25 protein-coding genes and 1 riboswitch are annotated in these 24,301 nt (G+C 49.2%); of the genes, 11 read left to right on the top strand and 14 right to left on the bottom strand.

The window, feature by feature from the left end:
- Positions 1 to 116 precede the first annotated feature (116 nt).
- Positions 117 to 296, top strand: a riboswitch (cobalamin riboswitch).
- A gap of 168 nt (positions 297 to 464) precedes the next feature.
- Positions 465 to 1,007 carry a cobalamin adenosyltransferase family protein gene (locus G3255_RS04415; RefSeq protein WP_211653465.1) on the top strand — a complete coding sequence of 181 codons (543 nt, stop codon included), beginning with the start codon at positions 465 to 467 and terminating at the stop codon, positions 1,005 to 1,007.
- Positions 1,004 to 1,963, top strand: coding sequence for an ABC transporter substrate-binding protein (locus tag G3255_RS04410; protein ID WP_211653464.1), 960 nt, complete (start codon positions 1,004 to 1,006; stop codon positions 1,961 to 1,963). Before G3255_RS04415 ends, G3255_RS04410 begins: the two co-directional genes overlap by 4 nt.
- Before the next feature lie 180 nt (positions 1,964 to 2,143).
- On the opposite strand, the gene G3255_RS04405 is transcribed toward G3255_RS04410, so the two are convergent.
- From G3255_RS04405 to G3255_RS04395, 3 genes are read right to left on the bottom strand one after another with little or no spacing between them, the layout of a single operon-like run.
- Positions 2,144 to 2,593, bottom strand: coding sequence for a biotin/lipoyl-containing protein (locus G3255_RS04405; RefSeq protein WP_211655762.1), 450 nt, complete (start codon positions 2,591 to 2,593; stop codon positions 2,144 to 2,146).
- A gap of 14 nt (positions 2,594 to 2,607) precedes the next feature.
- Positions 2,608 to 3,630, bottom strand: coding sequence for an alpha-ketoacid dehydrogenase subunit beta (locus G3255_RS04400; RefSeq protein ID WP_211653463.1), 1,023 nt, complete (start codon positions 3,628 to 3,630; stop codon positions 2,608 to 2,610).
- A 23-nt stretch (positions 3,631 to 3,653) separates the two neighbouring features.
- Complete coding sequence (locus G3255_RS04395) at positions 3,654 to 4,619, bottom strand: thiamine pyrophosphate-dependent dehydrogenase E1 component subunit alpha (protein ID WP_249222224.1); 966 nt, start codon at positions 4,617 to 4,619, stop codon at positions 3,654 to 3,656.
- A 351-nt stretch (positions 4,620 to 4,970) separates the two neighbouring features.
- Here G3255_RS04395 and G3255_RS04390 point away from each other — a divergent pair, with 351 nt between their 5' ends.
- From G3255_RS04390 to G3255_RS04380, 3 genes are all read left to right on the top strand, one after another.
- Positions 4,971 to 5,450: a DUF2975 domain-containing protein gene (locus G3255_RS04390; RefSeq protein WP_211653461.1), complete on the top strand. Its 480-nt coding sequence runs from the start codon at positions 4,971 to 4,973 to the stop codon at positions 5,448 to 5,450.
- Between the two features lie 9 nt (positions 5,451 to 5,459).
- Complete coding sequence (locus tag G3255_RS04385; RefSeq protein ID WP_058381523.1) at positions 5,460 to 5,669, top strand: helix-turn-helix domain-containing protein; 210 nt, start codon at positions 5,460 to 5,462, stop codon at positions 5,667 to 5,669.
- A gap of 80 nt (positions 5,670 to 5,749) precedes the next feature.
- Entirely contained in the window at positions 5,750 to 6,175 is a 426-nt protein-coding gene (locus G3255_RS04380; protein WP_211653460.1) for a hypothetical protein, read from the top strand.
- 74 nt (positions 6,176 to 6,249) lie between these two features.
- On the opposite strand, the gene nhaC is transcribed toward G3255_RS04380, so the two are convergent.
- The 3 genes from nhaC to G3255_RS04365 form a co-directional block, all read right to left on the bottom strand.
- Complete coding sequence (gene nhaC, locus G3255_RS04375) at positions 6,250 to 7,644, bottom strand: Na+/H+ antiporter NhaC (RefSeq protein WP_211653459.1); 1,395 nt, start codon at positions 7,642 to 7,644, stop codon at positions 6,250 to 6,252.
- Positions 7,645 to 7,975: 331 nt separating this feature from the next.
- Entirely contained in the window at positions 7,976 to 8,494 is a 519-nt protein-coding gene (locus G3255_RS04370; RefSeq protein ID WP_211653458.1) for a DinB family protein, read from the bottom strand.
- Positions 8,495 to 8,586: 92 nt separating this feature from the next.
- Positions 8,587 to 8,940, bottom strand: a complete 354-nt coding sequence (locus tag G3255_RS04365; RefSeq protein WP_211653457.1) for a helix-turn-helix domain-containing protein — start codon at positions 8,938 to 8,940, stop codon at positions 8,587 to 8,589.
- Positions 8,941 to 9,132: 192 nt separating this feature from the next.
- Here G3255_RS04365 and G3255_RS04360 point away from each other — a divergent pair, with 192 nt between their 5' ends.
- Positions 9,133 to 9,813 carry a GIY-YIG nuclease family protein gene (locus G3255_RS04360; RefSeq protein WP_211653456.1) on the top strand — a complete coding sequence of 227 codons (681 nt, stop codon included), beginning with the start codon at positions 9,133 to 9,135 and terminating at the stop codon, positions 9,811 to 9,813.
- A gap of 71 nt (positions 9,814 to 9,884) precedes the next feature.
- Here G3255_RS04360 and G3255_RS04355 read toward each other — a convergent pair whose 3' ends face one another.
- On the bottom strand, positions 9,885 to 10,529 hold the full coding sequence (locus G3255_RS04355; protein ID WP_211653455.1) for a DUF1643 domain-containing protein: 645 nt from the start codon (positions 10,527 to 10,529) through the stop codon (positions 9,885 to 9,887).
- Positions 10,530 to 10,631: 102 nt separating this feature from the next.
- Positions 10,632 to 11,759, bottom strand: coding sequence for an NADH-dependent flavin oxidoreductase (locus G3255_RS04350; protein WP_211653454.1), 1,128 nt, complete (start codon positions 11,757 to 11,759; stop codon positions 10,632 to 10,634).
- A gap of 157 nt (positions 11,760 to 11,916) precedes the next feature.
- On the opposite strand from G3255_RS04350, the gene G3255_RS04345 reads away from it, so the two are divergent.
- Complete coding sequence (locus G3255_RS04345; protein WP_211653453.1) at positions 11,917 to 12,945, top strand: NADP-dependent oxidoreductase; 1,029 nt, start codon at positions 11,917 to 11,919, stop codon at positions 12,943 to 12,945.
- A 76-nt stretch (positions 12,946 to 13,021) separates the two neighbouring features.
- On the opposite strand, the gene G3255_RS04340 is transcribed toward G3255_RS04345, so the two are convergent.
- The 4 genes from G3255_RS04340 to nadB all read right to left on the bottom strand — a co-directional run bounded on the left by G3255_RS04340 (position 13,022) and on the right by nadB (position 17,876).
- Positions 13,022 to 14,185, bottom strand: a complete 1,164-nt coding sequence (locus G3255_RS04340; protein ID WP_442757085.1) for an iron-containing alcohol dehydrogenase — start codon at positions 14,183 to 14,185, stop codon at positions 13,022 to 13,024.
- A gap of 198 nt (positions 14,186 to 14,383) precedes the next feature.
- Positions 14,384 to 15,478 carry a quinolinate synthase NadA gene (gene nadA / locus G3255_RS04335; protein ID WP_211653451.1) on the bottom strand — a complete coding sequence of 365 codons (1,095 nt, stop codon included), beginning with the start codon at positions 15,476 to 15,478 and terminating at the stop codon, positions 14,384 to 14,386.
- Complete coding sequence (gene nadC / locus G3255_RS04330) at positions 15,475 to 16,329, bottom strand: carboxylating nicotinate-nucleotide diphosphorylase (protein ID WP_211653450.1); 855 nt, start codon at positions 16,327 to 16,329, stop codon at positions 15,475 to 15,477. Before nadC ends, nadA begins: the two co-directional genes overlap by 4 nt.
- The gene (nadB, locus tag G3255_RS04325; RefSeq protein WP_211653449.1) at positions 16,329 to 17,876 is read right to left on the bottom strand and encodes an L-aspartate oxidase; all 1,548 of its coding nucleotides are present in this window, start codon (positions 17,874 to 17,876) and stop codon (positions 16,329 to 16,331) included. The genes nadC and nadB overlap by 1 nt, the downstream gene beginning before the upstream one ends.
- A 98-nt stretch (positions 17,877 to 17,974) precedes the next feature.
- Here nadB and G3255_RS04320 point away from each other — a divergent pair, with 98 nt between their 5' ends.
- The 4 genes from G3255_RS04320 (at position 17,975) to G3255_RS04305 (ending at position 21,203) form a co-directional block, all read left to right on the top strand.
- Positions 17,975 to 19,108, top strand: coding sequence for an IscS subfamily cysteine desulfurase (locus G3255_RS04320; RefSeq protein WP_349291419.1), 1,134 nt, complete (start codon positions 17,975 to 17,977; stop codon positions 19,106 to 19,108).
- Positions 19,109 to 19,244: 136 nt separating this feature from the next.
- Positions 19,245 to 19,619 (top strand): GntR family transcriptional regulator, encoded by a 375-nt coding sequence (locus tag G3255_RS04315; RefSeq protein ID WP_211653448.1) that lies wholly within the window; start codon positions 19,245 to 19,247, stop codon positions 19,617 to 19,619.
- A complete protein-coding gene (locus tag G3255_RS04310) occupies positions 19,619 to 20,491 on the top strand; it encodes an ATP-binding cassette domain-containing protein (protein WP_211655760.1) in 873 nt (290 codons plus the stop codon). The genes G3255_RS04315 and G3255_RS04310 overlap by 1 nt, the downstream gene beginning before the upstream one ends.
- A 1-nt stretch (position 20,492) precedes the next feature.
- On the top strand, positions 20,493 to 21,203 hold the full coding sequence (locus tag G3255_RS04305) for a hypothetical protein (RefSeq protein ID WP_211653447.1): 711 nt from the start codon (positions 20,493 to 20,495) through the stop codon (positions 21,201 to 21,203).
- A gap of 72 nt (positions 21,204 to 21,275) precedes the next feature.
- On the opposite strand, the gene G3255_RS04300 is transcribed toward G3255_RS04305, so the two are convergent.
- Both G3255_RS04300 and G3255_RS04295 read right to left on the bottom strand, forming a co-directional pair.
- Complete coding sequence (locus G3255_RS04300) at positions 21,276 to 22,211, bottom strand: acetamidase/formamidase family protein (protein WP_211653446.1); 936 nt, start codon at positions 22,209 to 22,211, stop codon at positions 21,276 to 21,278.
- A gap of 29 nt (positions 22,212 to 22,240) precedes the next feature.
- Positions 22,241 to 24,061, bottom strand: a complete 1,821-nt coding sequence (locus tag G3255_RS04295; RefSeq protein WP_249222063.1) for an IS1182 family transposase — start codon at positions 24,059 to 24,061, stop codon at positions 22,241 to 22,243.
- Positions 24,062 to 24,301: the final 240 nt, after the last annotated feature.

Here is a 24,301-nt window from a genome sequence, read left to right as displayed (position 1 = left end):
ATGCCCAGCTGATAAAACTTTCATCCCCCTCCCCCTATTCTGTCGACTTATGCTCCAAACATTTTCGTCCAGCCCTCCTAAACTCAAATCAAAAGTGCTACACTGAAACTAAGTAAATAATCATGCAGGAAAAAGGTGCTGATTCGTCAGCGTAACAGGGAATCCGGTGAAAATCCGGAGCTGTTTCCGCAACTGTAAGTGCGTATGAAATAAGAGATGCCACTGGGGAGACCCGGGAAGGCCTTAGAGTAAAGCGATGCACAAGCCAGGAGACCTACCTTTTTCTGAACGTATTTTTGCTCTTCGGAAGATAAGAGGATCTACGGCAACTTTTTCCTATGGACAGCTTTGTGCTGGATATTCGCAATCGTGCCACTCTCTTCGTTGAGAGTGGCTTTTTTTGTCTCTTTTTTGAAAGCGATACGTCTGCTGATATTTACGGACACTATTTTGGAGGTGAACAGATGAAAAAAGACATGCGCTATTTGTGCTACCCGTTCATGAGGGAAAGTGCTTCAACGGTCGATTTCGAGATCCGCACCGATTCCTTGACGACGAGCATCGGCGAAGCCATATCAGTCAATGACAACCTGCAAATCATCGATGATTTGCGTTACCTGCAGCCGATGGTTTATCACTTGAACGGCTCGGTGCGCGGGAAACTCGCCATTACCGAACAAGACCTCGCCGATCTCAGTGACTTGTACGACCGTTACGTGGCGGAAGTGAAAGAAGAAATCGACCAGTTCGTCCTGCCGCAAGGAACGCACGGTGCATGCATTCTTCACGTATGCCGCAGTGAAGCGAAAAAGTCCGTCCGTGCCCTTCACCACGTAACGCTTGAGCGCGAAGTACCGGAGCATTTGATGGACTATGCCAACCTGCTCGCAAATGTCTTTTTCGTGATGGCTGTCTACGCCAATAAACGGCACAGCGTCGATGAAATCCGGTTTGTCAGCAAATCCTATCCAACAAAACGCATGAAGAAAAAGGAGACTCACTCGTGAAAATCAAATCATTTCTCTTACTCAGCATTCCACTCGCTTTAACACTCGGTGCTTGCCAAGATGATACTGCCGAAGCACCAGCTACAGAAGAAACAACAGAAGAATCGTCAACTGAAACTGCAAGCGACGCACCGTACACCGTCACCGATGACCGCGGCGAAGAACTCGAATTCGAGCAAGCGCCTGAAACCATCGTGTCACTTATCCCGAGCAACACCGAGATCGTCTTTGCACTCGATGCCGGAGATCAATTGGTCGGCGTAACTGACTATGACAACTACCCGGAAGCGGCACAGGACATCGAACGCGTCAGTGATTCCGTTGAATTCAATGCCGAGAAAATCATCCAGCTCGACCCGGATGTCGTCCTGGCTTATTCAACCGGCGAAGCGCCACCTGCCCTTTCCCAGCTTGAAGATGCCGATATTCCGGTATTCGTTATTGAATCGGCTACTTCATTCGACGAAGTATACGGCGATATCGAACAAATCGCCTCTGTTCTTGCCAAGGAAGAAAAAGGTGCTGAAGTGATTGAAGGCATCCAAACGCAAATCGAAGATGTCCAGGAACGCCTCGCAGCGGTCGAAGAGCAAAAAGAAGTCTACGTGGAAATCAGCCCGTCCCCTGAAATTTACACAACCGGAAAATCGACGTTCCAGCAAGAGATTCTGAACCACGCCCAAGTGACCAACGTTTTTGATGATCTGGAAGGCTGGCCGAATATCTCTGAAGAAGAAGTCATCACCCGCGATCCGGAAGTCATTTTAACAACCGTGTCTTATGTGGAAGATGCCGTTGGTGATATCGAAGCACGCGACAGCTGGTCGGCTGTTGAAGCGATCGAGAACGGCGAAGTGCATTTCATCGATTCCGACATCACTTCCCGCCCTGGGCCGCGCATTGGCGAAGCCGTGCAGTTAGTTGCGGAAACGGTGTATCCGGAAATAATGGAATAAGACTATTCATTCACGCTTCACTCAATAAGCACAGACATTTTTCAAGCTATTTCACTGCTTATAAAGTCGCGCGTAATAACGGCGTAAGTGCTGTTCTCACTCTGGTTCAGAGGGAATGAATAATCTATTCATCAATAAAAAAAGGCGCAACCGATCAAGTCGGTTGCGCCTTTTTTCTATTCATAATCCCGCTTCATCGCGGATGTCCTGCTCGGTAATCGCCCCGCCCTTTCCAGTGCCATTGACGTCTTCAAGTTCAACGCCCAGTTCTTTCGCGAGATGACGAAGTCTCGGCGACACGCGGGTAAAGCTCGCGGTCTCTTGTGACGCTTCGTTTTCCTCTGCCTGTTCGAGATGGACTTTTTCGGAAGCCCCCGTGTTCTCGGCAGCTTGTCCTTTTGGGTCGATGACTGCAAGCAATGTGTCAGCTTTGGCGGAATCTCCACGCTTTACGTGAATTTTCTTCACCGTCCCGCTCGTTTCGGCACGAATTTCCGACACCGCTTTTTCCGTCTGCACTTCACAAAGCACGGTGCCTTCTTCGACGTAATCGCCTTCGTCCACAAACCATAGCACAATCAAGCTCTCATCTGTATCTTCAGACAGCTTCGGCAACGTTACATCATGCATTCCCTAGCCTCCTTTTACGCTTCATCCATCATCTGTTTGACTGTCTCGACAATTTTAGTCGGGCCTGGCAAGACAAAATCTTCGAGTACATGGCTATACGGAATTGGCACATCTGGAATTGCCAAGCGTTTGATTGGCGATTCGAGTTCATAGAGCGCTTCTTCCGAGACGATGGCCGCAATTTCTGCGGTCATGCCGTACGAGCGGTAATCTTCATCGACGACGACCAGCCGATGCGTTTTCTTCACTGAATTGATGATGGTATCTTTATCGATTGGGGCCAAGGAGCGCAGGTCGATAACTTCCGCTTCGATACCGTCTTTTGCGAGACGTTCAGCCGCTTCCATCGCGAAATGCGTCATCATCTGAATGCCGACGATCGTCACGTCTTTCCCTTCACGCATGATGTTCGCCTTGTCGAGTGGGACGGTATACGATTCTTCCGGCACATGGCCGACCGCATAATCGAGCTGGTCCATCCAGCCGAGGCCCTGCAATGATTTGTGGAACATGAAAACGACCGGATTGTCATCGCGAATTGCAGAGGTCATCATGCCTTTCAAATCATATGGCGTACTTGGTGCCACCACTTTCATTCCCGGCATATGGGCGAATGTCGCATACAAAGTTTGGGAATGCTGCGCGGCGTCGCTATAGCCTCCACCGACCGCGGTCATGAGCACCATCGGCAAGCGTACATTGCCGCCGGACATATAAGGAATCTTCGCCATATGGTTGTAAATCTGGTCCATGCAAACACCGAAGAAATCAACGAACATCAATTCCGCAATCGGCCGCATGCCTTCTGCCGCTGCTCCAATCGCCGCACCGATAAACGCTGTTTCGGAAATCGGGGTATCGAGCACGCGCTCCGGCCCGAATTTTTCCATCAAGCCTTGCGTTGAACCGAAAATGCCGCCGTATTTTCCGATATCTTCACCGAGCACGAATACGTTTTTGTCGTTCTCCATCTCCTGGGCAATTGCTTCCGCCATCGCTTTATTGCCCGTCAGCATTCTTTTTTTCGCTGTCTCCATTTCGGATAGGCTCCTTTCCGGATTTAAGATGTAAAGACGTCATCCAATGCGGCTTCAGGTTTCGGATAATCGCTGTCGTGTGCGAACTGATACGCTTCATCAACTTCTTTTTTGGCTCGAGTTTCGATAGCTTCCAGTTCAGATTCATTCACTTGTTCTGCATCCAATAGCTGCTGTCGCAGTTTCATGATTGGATCGCGTGCGCGAAGTCCAGGCACTTCTTGTTTGTCGCGGTACAGTTCCGGGTCGCCTTGGAAATGGCCGAGGAAACGGAAAGTCTCGATTTCGATGATTGTCGGGCCTTGGCCGTTGCGCGCCCGGTTGACCGCTTCTTCTGCGGCTTTATACATCGCGATCGGATCATTATCTTTTACATAAGCCCCCGCAACGCCATACGCCGAAGCGCGTAGGTCATTCGATTCGACAGAAGTCGATGCCGATTTCTGCACTGAAATACCGTACGAATTGTCTTCGACGACTACGATGAGCGGCAAATTCCACAGCGCTGCCAAATTGAGCGATTCATGGAACGCACCGGCATTCGCTGCCCCTTCGCCGATGAATGCGACGGCGACCCAGTCTTTTCCTTTCATCTTATTCGCCATTGCTGCACCGACCGCATGCGGGATCCCGGCTGCGACAATGCCGCCGCACGAGAACTTCACTTCCGGATCGAACAAATGCATATGGCCGCCTTTGCCTTTTCCGAGCCCCGACTCCTTGCCGAAAATCTCCGCCGTCATTTTCTTCAGATCGACGCCTTTGGCAATCGCGTGATGGTGCGGACGGTGAGGCGCCGTTACCGTATCGTCCTTCGTCAAATGCACCATCATGCCTGCGGCGGCTGGTTCCTGTCCGGTCGCGAGATGCATCTCACCTGGCACGGGGCCTTCACCGATATTGAACACCGGCGACTTGCCTTCCGTATACGCCTCCACCATCTGGTCTTCGTAATAGCGGATTTTGACCATCTGCTCGTACATCCACATCAGCTTGTCGACGGATACAGAAGGCTGTTTTTCTTCGAACTTAGTCACTGCTACTCCTCCTTTTTTACTCCATAAATTCGGATGGCGTGCGACATTTTCCATAGGCCTAAACACTCTCAGTGTACTCTTTTCTATTAAATTTTTCAATATTCTGATAATAAAAGACTAGGGAATTTACAATTATGATGATTTTCTTTAATTAATAGGCGTAACTTGTTAGAAACTGATTAGAAATGCATCTGTTCATCCTTCCCTTTCAAAATTGTAATATCGCTAAACAACAATTATTTATTGATAAACGATAAATAAATCGCTATACTTTGGTTATTAACAAGTAAAGAGGTGTGTTTTATGAAACGGGAGACTTTGTTTTTGAAAGTGGTGCTATTCCTCATGGCGCTGCCGGTCATCGCGCTTTGCATCTTCGTGGTGCCACCGCTTTCGAGCATTATCCAGGACGGGCCGGATCAGCTGGCGTTTTTGCAATATGTGTTTGTCGCCTTGCTTTATGCAACGGCGGTTGCGTATTTCGTCGCGCTGTACCAGACTTATAAATTATTGAGCTTTATCGATGACAATATCGCCTTCTCTGTGCGCTCAGTGACGGCGATCAAAAACATCAAACGGTGTGCGCTGGTGATTACCGGCATTTACGTTCTCGCGATGCCGTTGTTTTACATCATCGCAGAAATTGATGATGCCCCGGGACTGATCCTCATGGGCGCAGCAATCGGCTTCGGCGCACTTGTCATCGCCGTTTTCGCAGCGGTTTTGCAGAAGCTGCTGACGCACGCCATCGACATCAAATCAGAAAACGATCTTACGGTCTGAGGTGATACCATGCCAATAATCATAAATCTCGATGTCATGCTCGCCAAGCGCAAAATGAGCATGACCGAGCTATCCGAAAAAGTCGGCGTTACCATGCCCAATTTGTCCATCCTGAAGAATGGCAAAGCGAAAGCGATCCGCTTCTCCACGCTCGAAGCCATCTGTAAAGTGCTCGACTGCCAGCCTGGAGACGTATTGGAATACCGGGAGGAAGAGTAGACTAAACTTCCTTCGCTTTTTGGAAACAGGAAATTTCAGAGCATCTCGCTCATTCTTCGAACACAAAGGAGGAAAAGATCTTGCTGACAAAACTGGTCGCTGCATTTAATCTAGCCATGTCGTTAGGCGCGTTTTTTATGGGCATTTCCATGCTGCCGGTCATGGGGGTTTTCGTAGAATTTCCACCCGAGTGGGTCGGCGTCATGCCTTTTACTAGTTGGTCCGCTTTAGCTATGTATGGAATGATTATCTTCGGAATCGGAAACGCTGTGACAGCGGTTTATGGGTTTATGAAGAAAACGAGGATATTTTTTGTCGCTAATCTTAGTTTAGGGATCCTGTTATTTTTAAGTGCGGCATTGCCGATTGTATTACTCGGCGACTGGTATTTGCCGCTCGTGTTCTTTTTCTTCCTCAGTTTCATTCAAATGGCACTCGGCTTGTACGGTGTTTTAAAAAAGCACAAGACCGGTTCCCAAAATCGCAAGGAACTTCTTAATCAATAGAACTATCAAAAAAGGGCTGTCTCCAAGTCATCTTCATGACCTTGGCGACAGCCCTTTTTTGGCTTCTTTAGCATTCACTTTACAGGAGATTTTTCAATATACGTCAAAGTTTTCCCGCTCACTCCGAGCAACACCGTCAAAAGAGGCGACAGCAAGCAGAAGAACGCAAACGGCAAATACTCCAATGTCGAAACATCCAACACCGAGGCGATGAAAATCCCGCAGACGCTCCACGGAACGAGCGGATTGACGACCGTCCCCGCATCTTCCATGACGCGGCTCAAGTTCTTTCCGGCCAGTCCGACTTTTCCGTACGATTCACTGAACGCTTGTCCCGTCAGCAGGATCGATAAATACTGTTCCCCGACGAGGATATTCGTGCCGATCGCCGTCAAGGCGGACGCGACGATGACAGAAGACACTTTCTTCAGCAGGCTTTCGATTTTCGCCAACAAACTTTGAATAATGCCGAGTTTGAATAATAATCCGCCCATGCTGAGTGCGAGCAACACCAAAGCGATGGTGAAGAACATGCTTTCCATGCCGCCTCGTGAAAGCAGCGCATCGATTTCGTCAATCCCAGTCTTTGATTCATAGCCGCCGAATAGGATGCCGAGCATCGACGAGGCTTGCAAGCTCTGGTGGAACAAAGAAACGACAAGCGCTACCGCTGAACTAGCAGCTAAAGTCAAAACCGCAGGCACTTTCAATACCGTCAAGGCGATCAAGACGACGAGAGGCGCCATGGCGTACCAATGGATCAACCCCGTCTCAAGCAAACCTTCCTTGAAAAGGGCAATGTCCTCGGTATGGTCCAAAGTAACCGACGGCGATAACACACCGAAGAAAATCAGCGTCAGAATAAAAGCAGGAATCGTCGTCCATCCCATATTGCGGATGTGTTCGAAGAGATCGACGCCGACAATGGAAGCGGCCAAGTTGGTCGTATCCGATAACGGCGACATCTTGTCCCCGAAAAAGGCACCCGAGACGATCGCGCCTGCCGTGATGGCCAGCGACAAATCCAGCGCTCCGGCGATGCCGATCAAAGCCACGCCGACCGTCGCCACTGTCGTCAACGAGCTGCCAACAGACAGCCCGATGATCGCCGTGACGACAAAGACCACCGCAAAGAAAAATAATGGCGTCACCAGGCTGAACCCGGCATAGATCAAAGTCGGGATCGTTCCGCTCATCATCCAGCTGCTGATGAGGATGCCGATGAAGAAGAACAAGAACACGGCGCCCATTCCTGCGCCCGCGCCTTCGATCAGTCCCCGCTCCAGTTCGCGATACGATAATTTTTTAGCCAATCCGTAGCACATCAGCAACAAGATCGCCAGTAAGATCGGCACATGCGGCGCCGCTTCGAATCGGATGATGCTGGCGCTAATGATTACGACGACCAGTGCGACCAGCGCTGCCGCTTCTTTCGTGCCCGGTGATAAAATCGCTTTAATATGAAACATGTCCAGTTCCTCCTGTATTGTGAAAATAAAAAAAGAAAACCTATCATCCCTAAAAAAAAGGGACGAAGGTTTTCTCCGCGTTACCACCCTAGTTGATCTTCCGTTTTGGAACATCCACTCAATTGACCGTTGAAACTACAGATGGCGTAATTCACCCCGATTGCTGCCTGGACTTCCACCCTCCGTCCAGTCTCTTTCTGCTGCGCGCAATGAGCCTACTCATTCATCATTCAATATTAGTCGTTGCTTTTTGCAATTGCTATAAATATTAGCATCTCCCCGGGAGAAGTCAAGCGGCTAGTTGCGATTGGACATTAAAATATCATTTTCGTTATTTTTGCTTCTCCAGCATCCGTTTGAGGAGCCGGATCTGCCCCCGGTGGCTTGTTTCATCTTCCACGACATGAAACCAGAGATAATACTTATTGTAGACAACTCCGTTAAAGTACTGTCCTTCTTCGTACAACCAGCTATCGTCGACATTTTCCATAAGCGACAGTGTGCGGTCCCGGACCTTTTTTAATTCAGCCAAGTAATAATCAAGCGGCTGGTCGCAGATTTCATTTCTTGCTTTGTCCCCAAGCTCAAGCGGCACTAGCCATTGCTCCAGCTCTCGCTCCGTTAAATCGCGGTTTTCGAATGCGATGACCTGGTGGACAAATTCAATCGCCGCCATGTGCATCAATAGCGCCCCGATCGAATTCGCTTGCCCGTCAGCCAAATAATCAAGCTCTTCGGTCGATAAGCCTTCTACATCCGCCAATGTAACCGCACGTGTATACTCGAGCATCGACACAAGCTCACCGACTTTCGGCGAGAATCCTGTTTGCTCTTTGATCCGGTAGTCCATTCTGCCGCCCCCTTTTTAGCTTGCAATCCTCCATGGACAATTAAAAAGACTGGATTGCTCAGTCTTTTTTCATTGTTTACTCTATAAGTATACTATGCCAAACTGAACTTCTTTTTGATTCGTTTCACGATATCCGCTTCTTTGCTCTGGATAAATTCATTGGCAATCTGCTTCACCATTGCATTGATTTCCCTATTCATCTCTGTCTTCATTCTTACTTGATCGATGACTACTCCGTTCGGCGTAAATTGCCGGCCTGCGAGTTCATCGAGTGAAACATTGTACAAGTCCGCCATTTTCACCAGCAACTTGAGGTTTGGTTCACCCTTCCCCGTTTCGAAGTTACTATAAGTTGCCCGTGCTATTTTCAGATGATCCGCAACTACTTGCATCGATAACTTATTTTGTACTCTGAGCGCCTTCAAGTTTTCAGCTAGTTTTGGCATAGGTTTGCTCCCTCTCAACATCGTTTTAAGTGCTTTAACCCCTGGAGCATTGAAGTCATAACTTTCTTCACAAGAGTAAATCCCCAACAAATAACAATTGTATTTTATAATTAAATAGTATCACAATGGTAATTAAGTTATAATCACAATATCATATAAAATTGGAAATAATTATAGATTGGAAGTAGACTTATGCTGAAAAATTTGTTGAACAAATGGTTATCCACACCTGTCGAAGAAGCAACGATCAATGTTCCTCCGGCTCCGGCCTCGAAAGTATATTTATATGAACCAAATCAAGCCGCCCTAAAGCAAGTGATGGAATCCTCTGAAATTCCTGGAGAAGCGCCAGGCTATGTTTATTTTGTTCAAGAGCATATGAATGGCTCTTTCAAAATCGGCAAAACCAAGCATGTGGAACGCTATATGAACCTGTTCGTTGTGAAACTGCCTTTTGAAAACAAATTGATCCATTTGATCAATTCCGGAAACCATCATCAAACAAAAGCCGCCTTCCATAAGCATTTCAGCGATAAGCGGCTTGAGGGTGAATGGTTTTCCTTGAACCAGGAAGATGTGGCATGGCTCAAAGCTGGCGACTATCCTGCAGCGATTCAACAGACCATTTCAACCACTCAAGCCAACGTGATTTCTTCTTCAGCAGCTATCAATAAAGATGAAAAGCCATTAACTCCAAAACAAGCCGAATTTGCTAAAACCCTGCTCACCAAGCTTGAAGACCGTTATGAACTGGCTGTTGATTTTTCTCAGCTGACACACAAAGACTTGAACCGCATGAGCGGCTATTTCCGCTTTAAAAACCAAGGCGCATTGAACAATTTGGTGTCGGCTGGAGTGCTGAAAGAAAAATAATGGACAGTAAAAAGGCGCCTTCGAATGAAGACGCCTTTTGATTTTATCTTCCTATTCTTACTTAGTGCCTGCTAAAGCAAATCTTCCATCTTATCTAACCAGACGATCCGGTCCGCAACCGTTGCGGGTTTCGGATGGCGCGGGAAACCATTTTCAGCTGCCATCCATGCTTTCGCGTGTTCATAAGACTTTTCCGGGTTGCCCTCTTGGAACAAGCCGAACTGTGCAGCGAGCCTTTTGGCGACAGTCGATGAACCCCAGGCAAAAATGAGGTGATCTGCGGACGCCAGCAAAGCTTCACGGTCTTGCACATTGTCTTCTTGGAATAGCGAGTGGGAGATACCCGTTCTATTGAACTTGTTTTCAATGATTTTGAAGTTCCCGATATTCCCTTCGCAAATATCCGATAAATTGATGAGCGTGATCAAATTCCATTCTTGCCGCTCCATCAAGTTCATCAACTGGTATTGCGTCGGATTCGGTTTGGTTGGAATCCACTCCGCGTCCCCGGGGCTCTTTGTGGTTTCGCCAGCTTGTGCACAATTGGACGGGTTGATCATGACGATCACCGCATCTGCTCGAGTGGTAAAAACGCCATTTCGCCTGATGCGTGCTTCACGGCGCATGAGAATCTTTTCGTTCTCTATTTCGACATCATAGAACTTTGCCTCGACTGAAAAGCTTTGCTTCAAGTGTTCAGCTGGAATCAGCGACACCCAATCACTCCCTACGCATATTATTAATACAAGTCTATCAAATAGACTTTTGTTGTACAAAAAAGCTCCCAAGCCATATACGGCCTGGGAGCTTGCTGTTCTTTATACTTTCGCGTCAACTTTGACCATGCCGTAAGAAGTCACAGCGTTCCACATCGTTTCCGGGATATCGAGTTTGCCGACCAGTTCTTGCGGGATCGTTTCGTTGATGTCTGCTTCGTTTCCTTGCTTCACTTTCTCGGTCCATTCCGGATCGACCAGTGCTTGACGGCCCATGACGATGATGTCCGCGCCTTCTTCAAGCGCAGCTACCGCGTGTTCAGGCTGCGTCACGCCGCCGACTACGACAAACGGCACACGGCCGTTGATTTGTTTCGACAGGATTTGGACGATGCTGTCCCCATCTTCCATGCCGCGCGGCGCTTTTTTGAATTCCATCAGCGACACGTGGATATAATGGATGCCGCCTTCGATCAAACGCTCAACCAATTGTTGCGTTTCTTTGATCGTGTAACCGACAGATTCTGCATTGTTTTCTTCCGGTGACAAACGGTAGCCGATGATGAAGCTATCGTCTGCATGTTTTGCAGCTACTTGTTTCACTTCATCCAAGACTGCCAAACCGAATTTCAAACGGTTCTCTAAGTTGCCGCCCCACTCGTCTTCACGCTGGTTGTAAGTAGCTGAGACGAATTGCTGGATCAAGTACGTATTGGCACCGTGGATTTCCACACCGTCAAATCCGGCTTCGATCGCGCGGCGAGTCGTTTCACCGAAATCGCGGATGATGTCGGTGATTTCTTCTCCTGTCAAAGCGCGCGGTGTTGGCTTGTCCGCAGATTCTGCGATGGCGCTCGGTGCGACCGTTTCGCCCGCTTCGATCAAATCTGGCTGGCCTTGGCGACCGCCGTGCTGCATTTGCAGGATGGCTTTGCTGCCTTGTGATTTCATTTCAGTCGCGAGTTGCTTCAAGCGCGGCATAACGTCATCTTTGAATGCGACGAATTGGTTCGGGAAAGCGATGCCGTTTTCCGAAACCGCGATGCAGGCAGAGACGAACAGGCTGCCGAGTCCTGAGCGGCGCTGGTAATACGAAAGTTCGGCATCTGAGACAGTGCCGTCCGGATTTCCTGAATAGGTAGTCATCGGTGCGACGCCTAAACGGTCAGACAGGACGACGCCGTTCGGCAAGGTGATTTCTTCGAATAATGGTTTGTATTGCGGGTTCATTTAATTACCTCTTCCTTTGAATTAAAGTTAGTTATATTAAAATATCATAGCCTTAGGACAACTACAACAATACGAGCTTGGCAAGCTGGAAATTTTACTTCCTTTCTTTGGGAGTGGTACGCTCTTCTATGCAAACTTATTCCAAGGAGGAATCTACATGACCCCAAACACATACAAAGAAATCCAATTGGCGAACCGCCCAGAAGGCACGCCGACTGACAGCGACTTTAATTTTGTCGAAAAAGACATCCCGACAATCGGCGCGAATGAATTATTGCTGAAAACTTTATATCTTTCCGTCGATCCGTATATGCGCGGCCGCATGAAAGACCAGAAATCCTATGTGGCACCGTTCGAATTGAACAAAGCGATTTCAGGCGGAGTGCTCGCTGAAGTCATCGAGTCGAATTCCGATGATTTCAAACAAGGCGATATCGTCACTGGCACATTGGACTGGGCGCAGTATAATGTGGCGGATGCGAAATCAGTGCAAAAAGTCGATCCATCTATTGCACCGATCACGACTCGTCTCGGCATACTCGGCTTGACTGGCCTAACAGCCTACTTCGGCCTGCTCGATATCGGCAAGCCGCAACAAGGCGAAACGGTCGTCGTCTCAGGCGCAGCAGGAGCTGTCGGTTCAGTCGTCGGGCAGATCGCCAAACTGAAAGGCGCACACGTCGTCGGCATCGCCGGTTCACAGGAAAAGATCGACTACCTGATCAACGAACTTGGATTCGACGAAGCCGTGAACTATAAAGACGATAATTTCAAAGAAGCATTCAAAAAAGCCATCCCGAACGGCGTTGACGTCTATTTCGACAATGTCGGCGGCGAAGTATCGGACGCGGTCATTTTTGAAATCAACCGCAACGCACGCGTCGTGTTGTGTGGCGCCATCTCTGCTTACAACAACCCAGAAGGAGATATCGGCCCGCGCATCCAGTGGAAATTCATCACGACAAGCTCGATGATGAAAGGCTTCACGCTCGGCGATTACGCACATGATTTCAAAACCGGTGCACAAGATCTCGGCAAATGGCTGCAAGAAGGCAAACTGAAATACGAAGAAACAATCGTAGAAGGCTTTGAGAAAACACCGGAAGCTTTCCTTGGCCTATTCGAAGGCAGCAACCTAGGCAAGCAATTGGTGAAAGTCGCTGACCCTGAGTTTGCTAAACTGTAAATCTCACTTTCTTCTATAGAAACACAAAAGCTGAAGCGGGAACCTGAATGGGTTCCTACTTCAGCTTTTTTTCATATCACACCGTTTTCTTCTCAGCGACTTCCCCTGAATAGGCGGCATGGTAGATTGCGTAAATATCTTCTCTTTCAAGCGGCATCGGACTTCTCGCCAAGATTCTTGTTTGCTTGATGCCGTCGTCCGCCAAGCTGTCCAAGGCGTCTTCCCCGATATCGAAGCCTTTCAGCGACACGGGAATATTCACGTCGGCGACGAGTTTTTTCAACTCCTCGACGCATGTATAGGAAGCTTCTTGTTCAGCCAATTGCGTGACGTTGACGCCCATCGCCTCCACGATGTCCTTCATTCTCTTCTCACAGCTTGGGCGGATGTAGCCCATGACATACGGAAGCAAGACCGCATTGGATTCACCGTGCGAGATATGGAACTGGCCGCCAAGCGGATACGCCAAGGCGTGCACACCGGCAACGCCGGCATTGAAAAAGGCCAATCCTGCTAAATAACTGCCGTAGCTCATATTCGTGCGCGCTTCTTTGTTTTCCCCGTCTTCTACTGCCGTGCGGATCGACCCACTGATCAAGCGGATCGCCTGCAAAGCCAGGCCGTCTGTTACCGGGTTGGCATTTTTCGAAACATACGCCTCCACTGCATGTGTCAACGCGTCGATGCCTGTTGCAGCTGTCACTTTCGGCGGCAAGGAAATAGTCAATTCCGGGTCGACAATCGCCACGTCCGGCAACAAATAATCATGAGTGACCACGTCTTTCGAGGATTCCAATGACAACACGGCAATATTCGTCACTTCGGAACCGGTTCCGGACGTAGTCGGGATCAATATTTTTGGGATGCCTTTATCGACTAGCGCTCGTTCACCCGTCAAATTCAAGTAGTCGGCCACTTTTCCTTCATGCGTCGCCAGGACGCCTGCTAATTTCGCAAGGTCTAAGGCACTGCCGCCGCCAAGGCCGATGACTAAATCAAATTTGTTTTCCTTCGTATAAGCGACCAGTTTTTCCCCGACTTCGAGCGGCGGTTCCGGCACGACTTCTGTATAGATGCTCGTTTTCCATCCTTTTGCTTCGAGCGGTTCGACGATTTTTTTCGTCATCCCCAATTCTTCAAGAAACGGGTCGGTGACAATGAGAATATTGCTGGCGTTCAAGCGTTCCGCTTCGCTCGTTAATTGCTCCAATGCGCCCCAGCCGGTATAGCTGATTGGCATGAATGTAAGTTTACTCGACAAATCATCCACTCCACTTCTGCCTTGCTCAATATAAAAATTATAGACTCAAGCCCACCAAATAGAAATCTTCCATCGTTTATCTTCTCGCCCCTTAATTGTAAATTTAAATTTCGTAAAATTCAATTTATTGAAGAAACACAAAACCCACTGCCCCTCTCCAGGACAGCGGGTTTCTTCCTATAACATTTTCGCTAAAGCCAGTTTCGCTTCACTCGCCGTTTTCCCGTCCACTTGGATGCGGTTGAGGACGCGGCCATCTACTAATTCTTCCAAGATCCATGTGAAATGCGGCAAGTCGATACGGTTCATTGTCAAACACGGGCACATAAACGGATTCAAGGACACGATGTCGCGGTCTGGGTAATCTTTGATGAGCCGGTTGACGAGGTTCATCTCCGTGCCGATTGCCCATTTCGATCCGGGTTCGGACGCTTCGATCATGTCGATGATGTATTTGGTCGAACCGGCAAAATCGGATGCGCTGACGACTTCGTACGTGCATTCCGGATGCACGAGGATGTTGCGGTCCGGTTCTTTGACGCGCAGGTTGTCGACGTGTTTCGGCAAGAAGTTCATATGTACCGAGCAATGCCCTTTCCAGAGAATCACTTGCACGTCTTCTACCGCACAGTCGAGTTCGAGTTTTTGCTTGATCGGGTCCCACACCGCCATGTGCTCGAGCGGAATGCCAAGCTTCACGGCAGTATTGCGTCCTAAATGCTGATCGGGCAAGAACAGCATGCGCTGCTTTTGGGACAAAGCCCACTCGACCATTTCTTCAGCATTCGAGGAAGTCACCGTCGCGCCTCCGTTGCGGCCGACAAACGCTTTGATAGCCGCTGTCGAATTGACGTAAGTAAGCGGGACGATCGTGTCGCCGTACAATTTCTGAAGCTCTTGCCAAGCACGCTCGGTTTGGTCGATATTGGCCATATCCGCCATCGAACAGCCTGCCCGCGTATCCGGCAAAATGACCGCTTGATGCGGTTCGGTCAGGATATCTGCGGTCTCCGCCATAAAATGGACGCCGCAAAACAGGATATAATCCGCTGTCTGTCTCCCTGCGATTTGCGACAATTGCAGCGAGTCGCCGGTTACATCGGCATAGTGGATCACTTCGTCTTTCTGGTAATGATGACCGAGGATGTACAAGCGTTCTCCGAGAGCTGCACGTGCACGTTTCGCGCGTTCATGCAATTCCTCCGCGGATGCTGTTAAATAGCTTTTTGGCATGGCATCTGCCATTTGAAGTTCTTCAAGCAATGAAGTCATGAAATTACTGCCTCCTTCGGGGATATGGAAAGATTCATGCTGATGTCGAGATTCGATACGCTATGCGTCAAAGCGCCGATAGAAATGACGTCGACGCCGGTATTACGGTATTCGGAAAGCTTTTCGAGATCGATGCCGCCGGACGCTTCCGTACGGATCGTCTCCGGAACAAGCTGCACCCAGCGCCTGATCGTTTCCGGTTTCTGGTTGTCAAACATGATCGTGTCAGGACGCGCGTCGATCGCTTCCATCAATTGCTGCTGCGTTTCGACTTCCACTTCGATCATCGTCATATGGCCCAGCGAGTCGCGCACTTTTTTTACCGCTTCGGTAATCGATCCGGCCGCTGCGATGTGATTGTCTTTGAGCATGACCGCATCGTACAAGCCGTTTCGGTGGTTGAAACCACCGCCTGCGCGGACCGCGTATTTTTCGAACATCCGCAGTCCCGGTGTTGTTTTGCGGGTATCGACGATGCGCGTGTGGTCCGAGTTCAATGCCTCTACGCATTTCGCCGTCAATGTCGCAACCCCGCTCATGCGCTGGATCAGATTCAATAAGGTCCGTTCCCCCGCTAGAAGCGAAGCGATAGGCCCAGTAATTTTCACGATCGCCTCTCCCGTTTCTACACGGTCGCCGTCTTGTTTCAATAATTCCACTTCGACTGACTGATCGAGCAGGTGATAGCCCCATTCATAGCAATCGAGACCTGCCACGACGCCGCTTTGTTTCATGCGCACAAGTGCTTCGCCTGTATCCGTACGATCGAACAATACAGAGGAGACATCGCGGTCTCCGATATCTTCAAGTAGAAATTGTGTTAATGCTTGTTCTGCTTTTAAGCGATTCATTATATGGTCTCCTTGATCTTCGTTTGTCGTGTCGTTAAATGGACGCCGCTTTTTGAAATGCCGATGACTTTTCCGGCCCATTCGGTTTTCGGTTCAGGCATATCGATCCGGTAATGGCCACCCCTGCTTTCTTCCCGCAATAAAGCAGCAGTCGCAATAAGGCTGCAAGAGGTTTGGCGGTGGATCTGCGCGATGGCTTCATCCTTATAATCCTCGAGCGCATACGCTTTTAAAGGGTGGCCTTGTAAAAAGTTCTGCAGCGCATACGGTTCTCTCAAGATTCCCGCCATTTCCGTCATGTTGCGTTTAAGCTGGCTTTCATCAATGCCTTGAAAATATGTACATGGCACATGATCTGCTTGCGCTGAACTTATCTTTTCGGATGATTGCGGCTCTTCCTTGATCCGCTCGGCAAGTCGCCTAGCGAATACCAAGCCTTCCAGCAATGAATTGCTCGCCAGGCGGTTGGCGCCGTGAACGCCGGTCGACGCGACTTCTCCGACGGCATAAAGCCCTGGGATGGACGTCTGGCCGTAACTATCCGTCTTCACGCCCCCCATATGAAAATGGGCGCCCGGACGGACCGGCAGTAACTCTTTCGTTGGATCGATTCCATGATTCCGGCAATTGTCGTAAATCGAAGGAAAGCGCTGTTGGAAATCAGCCAACTCCCTGGCGTCGAGAAAGACCGGCCCTTCTGTTTGCCAATGCCGTTCGATTGCCCTGGCAACAACATCGCGCGGCGCGAGCTCCTTGAGCGGATGGATGCCGTCCATGACACGCTTGCCATCTTCGGCAACCAATACAGCGCCTTCACCGCGCACTGCTTCCGAGATAAGCCCGCACGACTTGCATTCAAGTGTCAGGACGGTCGGATGGAATTGCACAAATTCGAGATCTTCCAGTACAGCGCCTGCGTGATACGCCAATGATAATCCGTCGCCTGTCGAAACGGATGAATTGGATGTTTCGCTGTACAATTGCCCGATGCCGCCTGTCGCCAGGACAACGTGGCGTGCTTGAACGACCGAACGTTTTCCGGACCGATCCGAAACGAGCACGCCGGTGCAGCGTCCGCTCTCCATCCTTAATTCCAAAGCTTGATGAAAAGCAAAACGCGTGATTTTTCCGGACGTTTCTTCCATTAGATAGTGCATGAGCATCTTGCCGGTCTGGTCGCCTCCTGCATGGACGATTCGGCGCTGGCTGTGTGCGCCTTCCATGCCGAGCGCTGGCCTCCCGAGTTCGTCGCCATCGAATGGCAGTCCGTGCTTCAGCAAATTCTTCATGAGCTCCGATCCTTCATTGACCAAAATTTCTACGCGCCCAGCATCGGCGTGATCTGCCGAGGCGAGCAAAGTATCCGTGGCATGAGATTCGGGACGATCATCAAAACTCAGGCTTGCGGCAATTCCACCTTGCGCAAGGCTTGTATTTCCCGTCCCGTCATGTTCTTTCGTGACGACTGCGATGGAATAATGATCAGGGAGCGAACGCGCAAGCATGAGCCCGGCGACGCCTCCCCCGATGATGCAAACATCGAACAAACTTTACACCTTCTTTACAAGTGTCTTGACACTATTAATGACATAAAGATACAGTGATTACAAGAAGAAACTCGGCTAAGGAAAGAAGTTGATGGGAAATGATGATTTACTTGGATTCGGCGGCGACCGCCCCGATGAGAAAAGAAGCGATTGACGCCTACGTGGAAACGGCTAAAAACGCATTCGGCAATACGCAAAGTTTGCATGATGCAGGATCTCTTGCAGCAGACTATCTCGCATCGTGCAAGAGACTTTGGGGACAGTTCCTCAACGTGCGGCAAGACGGCATTTATTTCACTGGCAACGCTTCAGAGGCGAACCAGCTCGCCATTCGCTCGGTATTAAAAGGACGCCCCGGGAATTGCCGCTCAATCGTGTCGACACAACTCGAACATGCTTCCGTGCTATCGGTGCTTCATGAACTCGAGCAAGAAGGCTATGACATCACCTATGTTCCGGTCGATGGGTTCGGGCACATCGATTTGGATGCTTACGAACAATCCATCAACGAGCAAACGGCGCTCGTCGTCATGCAGCTCGTCAATTCGGAAATGGGAGCTATCCAGCCGCTCGAACAATGTGCGAAGATCGCCAACCACTTCGGCGTGCCGCTTCACTCGGATATCGTCCAGGGCTTCGGGAAACTGCCGGTCGACATCAGCTTGTGGGGCGTCGCTTCTGCTGTTTGTTCAGCGCATAAAATCGGCGGCCCTAAAGGTGTCGGCATTGCCTATCTTGACCCGTCCATCCACTGGGAATCTGTCTATGAGGGAACGACGCATCAAGGTGGTTTCCGCGCCGGAACAATCGATGTTCCGGGAATCGTCTCTGCGACGATCGCCGCGAAACACGCTATCATGGAACAGCCTGAGAGCTATGAGCACGCTCGCAAGCTCCAGGACTATTTGATTGAACACTTGCCGGAAGGCGTCATCGCGACCGGTGACATACAGTCGAAATCTCCGTTCATTCATGGACTTGTTTTGCCGCATGTTGAAGGGCAATGGATGATGCTCGCCTGCAACCGCGCGCAGATCGCCATCTCCACCGGCACCGCCTGCAAGATCGGCTATGGTGAAGCGATGTCTGCAATGCTTGCGATGGGAACGGAAAGCGATGCCGCGAAAAAATTTGTCCGGATTTCATTCCGTAAAGAAACCAGCAACGACGAGATTGACCAGTTTATCCAGCTAGTCGAACAGTCACTGTCTGAATTCGTTCCCCATTCATAAAAGCCGCCACTTGTGCGGCTCTTTTTTTATGCCTGAAATTTTTCTGACAACTTTGTTGACAAATAAACATTAAAGATATATGGTTATACACATAAGTATATAACCATATTACCAGTTCACCCAAGGAGGTGTTTTTATGGTCAACCCATCCGATTCAACGAAGCCCCTGTTTTTGCAGATCCGCGAATTGATCGAAGACCAGATCGTCAATGATCAATTAAAAGAAGGCGACCAAGCCCCATCAACAAATCAATTGGTCAATTTCTACAAAATCAATCACGCAACCGTCTCTAAAGGCATCACCCAGCTTGTCGACGAAGGCATACTTTTTAAGAAGCGAGGGATTGGCATGTTTGTAGCAGAAGGCGCAAAAAAAACTTTGGTCCAGCAGCGGAAAAAGGCATTTGTCGATAATTACGTCACTGGGCTAGTACAGGAAGCAGAAAAACTAGGTATCACCGAACAAGAAATCATCGAATTAATCAAATCCACGAAAGGGCGTGATGCATGATGGCAGCTTCAGTCCAACTCAATGACGTAACATTGAAATTCAAAAAGTTTGAAGCCTTGAAAGATGTATCGCTGACATTGGAAGCGGGCAAAATCCATGGCCTTATCGGCCGAAACGGAGCCGGCAAGACCTCTTTGTTATCGCTGATTGCCGCTTTCCGTGAACCGACATCCGGCGGCATCTTTGTCGACGGCTCTCCGGTGTTCGAGAATCCGGAGAACATGGAGCAAGTGGCGTTCGTCTACGATAAGGACTATAAGGAAGAAACCGAGAAAGCGAAGAAGTTAATCGCACTTGCCTCCCATTACCGTCCTCATTTTGACATGGACTATGCAGAACAATTGATTAAGCGTTTCAAACTGCCGGTCAACAAACCCGTCAATAAATTATCGAAAGGCATGCAATCTGCGATGAATGTCGTAATGGGGCTCGCCAGCCGCGCACCGTTGACGATTTTCGACGAAGCCTATCTTGGTATGGATGCGCCGGCACGCGAGATCTTCTATAAAGAAATCTTGAAAGACCAGGAAGAACATCCGCGAACGTTTATCCTATCGACCCATTTAGTGTCGGAGATGGATTATTTGTTCGACCATGTCGTCATCATCGACCAAGGCCAGCTTGTATTGAATGAACCATATGAAACACTCGAAGCACGGGGCGCATCAGTGACCGGCGCAGCCTCTGATGTCGAGGCGTTCACGGTAGATATGAAGCACTTGAACGAACAGCAGCTCGGCGGCACGAAATCTGTCATGGTCTACGGAGAGCTGGACGAATCGAAACGCCGGGAAGCTCAAGCTTTAGGGCTGGAAATAGGTCCCGTCTCGCTGCAAGATCTGTTTATCTACTTAACCGAGGAGGCGAACTAATATGACATCACGCCGCTATCTGAAAGTAGCAACTGCTGTTTTTTCCGAAATGATCCGATGGAGTCTATGGTTTTTCTCCATTCTGTTGGTGATTCATTTAATCCGAATTTTTTGGCTAAATGGAGGACCAAGCCCAATTGAAGGGTTCTTCACCTTCTCCCAGTACTCGACGAATATCTTTATGTTGGTGCTTGGCATCATGTCGGCCTATACGTTTATGGGCCGGCATATCCAGCAGGGGATCAGCCGCCGGGATTCCTTTTTCGGTATCTCCCTTGCCGCGATTGGACTCTCCTTGTTCCTGACAGTGGTGCCGCTTGTCATCAACGGCATTCAACATTTGCTGGCAGAAGTCATTTCATTACCAGTTGCACTGGATACCGCTATCGCTTTCGAGACGACAGCTGGCATGGCCGCTGCCGCTATTGCGCTGTTCCTGAATGTGCTAACTTATTATTTAGCCGGCTGGCTCATCAGCATTGGCTATTACCGCTTCCGCTGGATTGCCGGATTCGGCTTTATTGCCTTAACGTTCATCGTCTTTGGCCTCAACGATTATTTGTGGAAACCTAGAAATTACACACTGGACTGGTTGCCGTATGAGCCGCTCGAAGCGGATTTCTGGCTGACAGCACTCGGCTCGGCCGCCATGATTCTCGTGCTATTCCTGGCCATGAAGATTTTGACGAAGCGTGTCCCTATCAAGATGTAAAAGGAAGGCTCATTAAAAAAAGCTGTTCCGCAGATAATTAGCATCTGTGGAACAGCTTTTTGCTATGGCTTATTAACGAATCGCCCCGTGCGGCAAAATGGCGTGTACCCCTTTAACCCCATTGACGATCTGTGTGACGTGCAAGTCGACAGCGACGCTTGCGAGCGCGGTCGCTTCCGTTTTTGATAATGAATGAAACTGCTGGAGCAAGCCGACCATTTCATCGAGCGCCGCCGCTGCGGCTTCGTTCAAATCTTCATCGAAGCCGAATGTTACCCAGCCGGCTGGCGTTTTGGCTTTTGGCATATGGAGTTCCATCTCTTCATGAAGCACAACCGTCAAATTGACGAGATCCATCGGGCATTCAATCGCTGTTCCAGAATTCTCGCCATCGCCTTGTACGGCGTGGCCATCACCGAACGACAACAGCGCACCTTCCACTTCGATCGGCAAAAACAGCGAACTGCCTTCGACCAGTTCCTTGCAATCGATATTGCCGCCCGTCCGGTACGGCGGCGAAGTGGGGTGCGTTCCAGCTTCCCCAAGCGCCAGGCCGATGAGCCCGAGAAACGGCGATAAAGCGACGCTGAATTCCTTGCCGGACAAGGTGCATTTGCCGGTCATCTGCTCACGGTTCAACGTCCAGTCCACTTGAAGGCGTTCGCTGTCCGCGATGCCGAGTTTCTCATTTTGCCAAGCCGGCGTGCCGCCCGCCCAATTGCGCCCGTACCAGCCAGGGACGTTTTGGTTAATACGCACTTCGAGCACCATTCCAGGCTTTGCGCCTTCAATGGCAATCGGCCCGATGAGCGGATGGCCAAGTCGTTCTTCGTTTTCGCGCGAGTTGTAGATGACCTGTTCTTCACCCTTATGCGCTGAGTAGCCCCATTGGATATCCGGTGTCCTCGTTTCGATCGTATCACCCGATTGGACTGTTAAAATGGGTCTGTATTCTTTATTAAATGAAGAATGGAGATTTTCGGACTTGAGTTCGATGTGGTGATTCATGCGCTTCCCCTTCCATAACTATGGTTTCTTTAATTATAGCGGAAAACGAAACTTCCTTTAACATGAAAAGGGGCTGTCCCATAAGCCCCTAAAATAAAGCAGACGGAGAAAAAGAATTTCTTTTTCTCCGTCTGTTTTTCATTTATTGGTGAGGTCACTGAAAGTAGCCGGCGCATGCCGGCTACTTTCAGGAGGTTGTGGGCCAATGCCACAATCCCGAACTCTGTATGCACTTTCTCTAAGCCCCGGAGGAGAAATCGGCGGAACGACCGATTGCCCTTGATATGACCGAACACACTTTCTACGTCAATTTTGCGTTGGGCGTAGATTTGTGTCTTCGTTTCATCTTCAAGAGCTGCTTTGGCCTTCGCTTTCATTTCTTCATAAATGGGATTCCATTGGACTTGTCGGTTGCCTTTTGCTTTCGTGCAGAGGGCTTTTAACGGACAATCCGAACAGTCTTCGCATTCATAGATTTTTAAGTTTTGTTCGTAACCGGAGGCATTCTTTTTATTCAGGTATTTTTTAAATGCGACACGCCGACCATTCGGACAGATGAAACAATCTTCCTCCTCTAGGTATGTCCAATTTTTCGCGTGTTTGATATTCTTCTTGTAACTCGCTGATTTTTCCTTCAGATACATTCCATATGGAATGAGAAAGTCGAAATGCGGCTCTTTTTCATCGCCCAACGCATACAGGTAATTCTCTTCACTGCCATAGCCTGCATCGGCAATGACCGTCTTCGGCATGGGCAGGCTGGAAGCCGCTAGTTTCTCCAGATGCGGAAGAAAACAGCGCGTGTCCGTTGGTCGCTGATGTATCGAATAATAAAGAATGAACTGATTTTCTGTGGCCATTTGTACATTATAAGCTGCTTTCAATTGACCATTTTTCATGTGATCATCTTTCATTCGCATAAAGGTCGCATCCGGGTCTGTTTTCGAAAAGCTGTTTCGATCACCGAAGATCTCGTGGTACTGACTATATTTCTCCAGACGCGGAAGGAAATCTTCGCGAATCGCTTTGACCGGCTTTTTCCACTCACTGCGCTTGGACCGGAGTTGCTTTCGTTTTTCGGTATCGTCTTCCAGATCAAGGGCTTCCGTGAATGCGTCAATCTGTTCTTCCATGGCTTCCGCCATTTCTTCCAGCTGTTCAGGCGTTGCTTCTTCTACCTGTTCGTTGAGTGGAATCGCTTCAGCTGCGGCCAGTTCATGGATATGCTGAATCGTTTCGGCAATCTTTACCTTCAACTTGCCTTCGAAATTCTGTGTCGCTTTTTTCCAGACGAATGAATACTTATTGGCATCAGCTTCAATTTTGGTGCCATCCAAAAAATAATGCTCCATAGTGATGTAGTTCTGTTCGATCAGCTGGTGAATCATCTGTTCAAAAAGGGAGTCCATCATCGCTTTTAAGTGGTCCGAACGGAACCGGTTAATCGTTCGGTGATCTGGTTGTTGGCCAGCTGCGAGCCACATGGACGGAATGTGTTCAGTAAGTGTTTCTTCAATACCTCGAGAAGAATAGATTTTCTTCGAATAAGCGTAAAGGATAACTTTGGTCATCATCTTTGGATGGAAAGAGCTTCTTCCGCCGCCTTTATAGTGCGCGAAAAACAGCTCATCATCAATCAATTCCACCATTTCGTCGATGACCCGGGCGACATGGTTGGCTGGCACAAGATCTTGTATATCAAAGATGGCAAAGCCTTGTTGGTTGTTATAGGGAATGAACGTAGGACTCGCTTTTTTGGATAGCGGAACGCCAGTTCCTTCTCCCAGAGCGAGTGGAAATGCGGCTTGTTCAGTGTTATAATTTGAGGAAGTAATCTTCGGATTGCACATAAAAATCGTCCTTTCTCTAATGGTGGTGTGGTAACTCCCATTTTACAGAAATGGACGATTTTTTTGTATCCTTTTTTCTTTTTAAACCGGCTGATGGGAATGGAGACGGCGACTCCAGCGGGAACAGCGCGAGCCGAAGACCCTGGACTGAGCGAAGCGAGGGAAGAGGCTAAGGCCGTGCCCGCGGAAAGCGTCCGTCGAAATGGACATCAGCCTTTTCTTTAGAAGACGAAAATGGAC

The organism is Planococcus sp. MSAK28401, from assembly GCF_018283455.1.
GTDB lineage: Bacteria > Bacillota > Bacilli > Bacillales_A > Planococcaceae > Planococcus > Planococcus alpniumensis.
This window is presented reverse-complemented; position numbering and strand designations above follow the sequence as displayed.

Excerpts from the sequence above, each read along its gene's own strand:
- G3255_RS04415 (WP_211653465.1), top strand. The coding sequence starts at position 465 with ATGAAAAAAGACATGCGCTATTTGTGCTACCCGTTCATGAGGGAAAGT.
- G3255_RS04405 (WP_211655762.1), bottom strand. The coding sequence starts at position 2,593 with ATGCATGATGTAACGTTGCCGAAGCTGTCTGAAGATACAGATGAGAGC.
- G3255_RS04400 (WP_211653463.1), bottom strand. The coding sequence starts at position 3,630 with ATGGAGACAGCGAAAAAAAGAATGCTGACGGGCAATAAAGCGATGGCG.
- G3255_RS04395 (WP_249222224.1), bottom strand. The coding sequence starts at position 4,619 with ATGTGGATGTACGAGCAGATGGTCAAAATCCGCTATTACGAAGACCAG.
- G3255_RS04390 (WP_211653461.1), top strand. The coding sequence starts at position 4,971 with ATGAAACGGGAGACTTTGTTTTTGAAAGTGGTGCTATTCCTCATGGCG.
- G3255_RS04385 (WP_058381523.1), top strand. The coding sequence starts at position 5,460 with ATGCCAATAATCATAAATCTCGATGTCATGCTCGCCAAGCGCAAAATG.
- nhaC (WP_211653459.1), bottom strand. The coding sequence starts at position 7,644 with ATGTTTCATATTAAAGCGATTTTATCACCGGGCACGAAAGAAGCGGCA.
- G3255_RS04370 (WP_211653458.1), bottom strand. The coding sequence starts at position 8,494 with ATGGACTACCGGATCAAAGAGCAAACAGGATTCTCGCCGAAAGTCGGT.
- G3255_RS04365 (WP_211653457.1), bottom strand. The coding sequence starts at position 8,940 with ATGCCAAAACTAGCTGAAAACTTGAAGGCGCTCAGAGTACAAAATAAG.
- G3255_RS04360 (WP_211653456.1), top strand. The coding sequence starts at position 9,133 with ATGCTGAAAAATTTGTTGAACAAATGGTTATCCACACCTGTCGAAGAA.
- G3255_RS04350 (WP_211653454.1), bottom strand. The coding sequence starts at position 11,759 with ATGAACCCGCAATACAAACCATTATTCGAAGAAATCACCTTGCCGAAC.
- G3255_RS04345 (WP_211653453.1), top strand. The coding sequence starts at position 11,917 with ATGACCCCAAACACATACAAAGAAATCCAATTGGCGAACCGCCCAGAA.
- G3255_RS04340 (WP_442757085.1), bottom strand. The coding sequence starts at position 14,185 with ATGCCAATCAGCTATACCGGCTGGGGCGCATTGGAGCAATTAACGAGC.
- nadA (WP_211653451.1), bottom strand. The coding sequence starts at position 15,478 with ATGACTTCATTGCTTGAAGAACTTCAAATGGCAGATGCCATGCCAAAA.
- nadC (WP_211653450.1), bottom strand. The coding sequence starts at position 16,329 with ATGAATCGCTTAAAAGCAGAACAAGCATTAACACAATTTCTACTTGAA.
- G3255_RS04320 (WP_349291419.1), top strand. The coding sequence starts at position 17,975 with ATGATGATTTACTTGGATTCGGCGGCGACCGCCCCGATGAGAAAAGAA.
- G3255_RS04315 (WP_211653448.1), top strand. The coding sequence starts at position 19,245 with ATGGTCAACCCATCCGATTCAACGAAGCCCCTGTTTTTGCAGATCCGC.
- G3255_RS04310 (WP_211655760.1), top strand. The coding sequence starts at position 19,619 with ATGGCAGCTTCAGTCCAACTCAATGACGTAACATTGAAATTCAAAAAG.
- G3255_RS04305 (WP_211653447.1), top strand. The coding sequence starts at position 20,493 with ATGACATCACGCCGCTATCTGAAAGTAGCAACTGCTGTTTTTTCCGAA.
- G3255_RS04300 (WP_211653446.1), bottom strand. The coding sequence starts at position 22,211 with ATGAATCACCACATCGAACTCAAGTCCGAAAATCTCCATTCTTCATTT.
- G3255_RS04295 (WP_249222063.1), bottom strand. The coding sequence starts at position 24,061 with ATGTGCAATCCGAAGATTACTTCCTCAAATTATAACACTGAACAAGCC.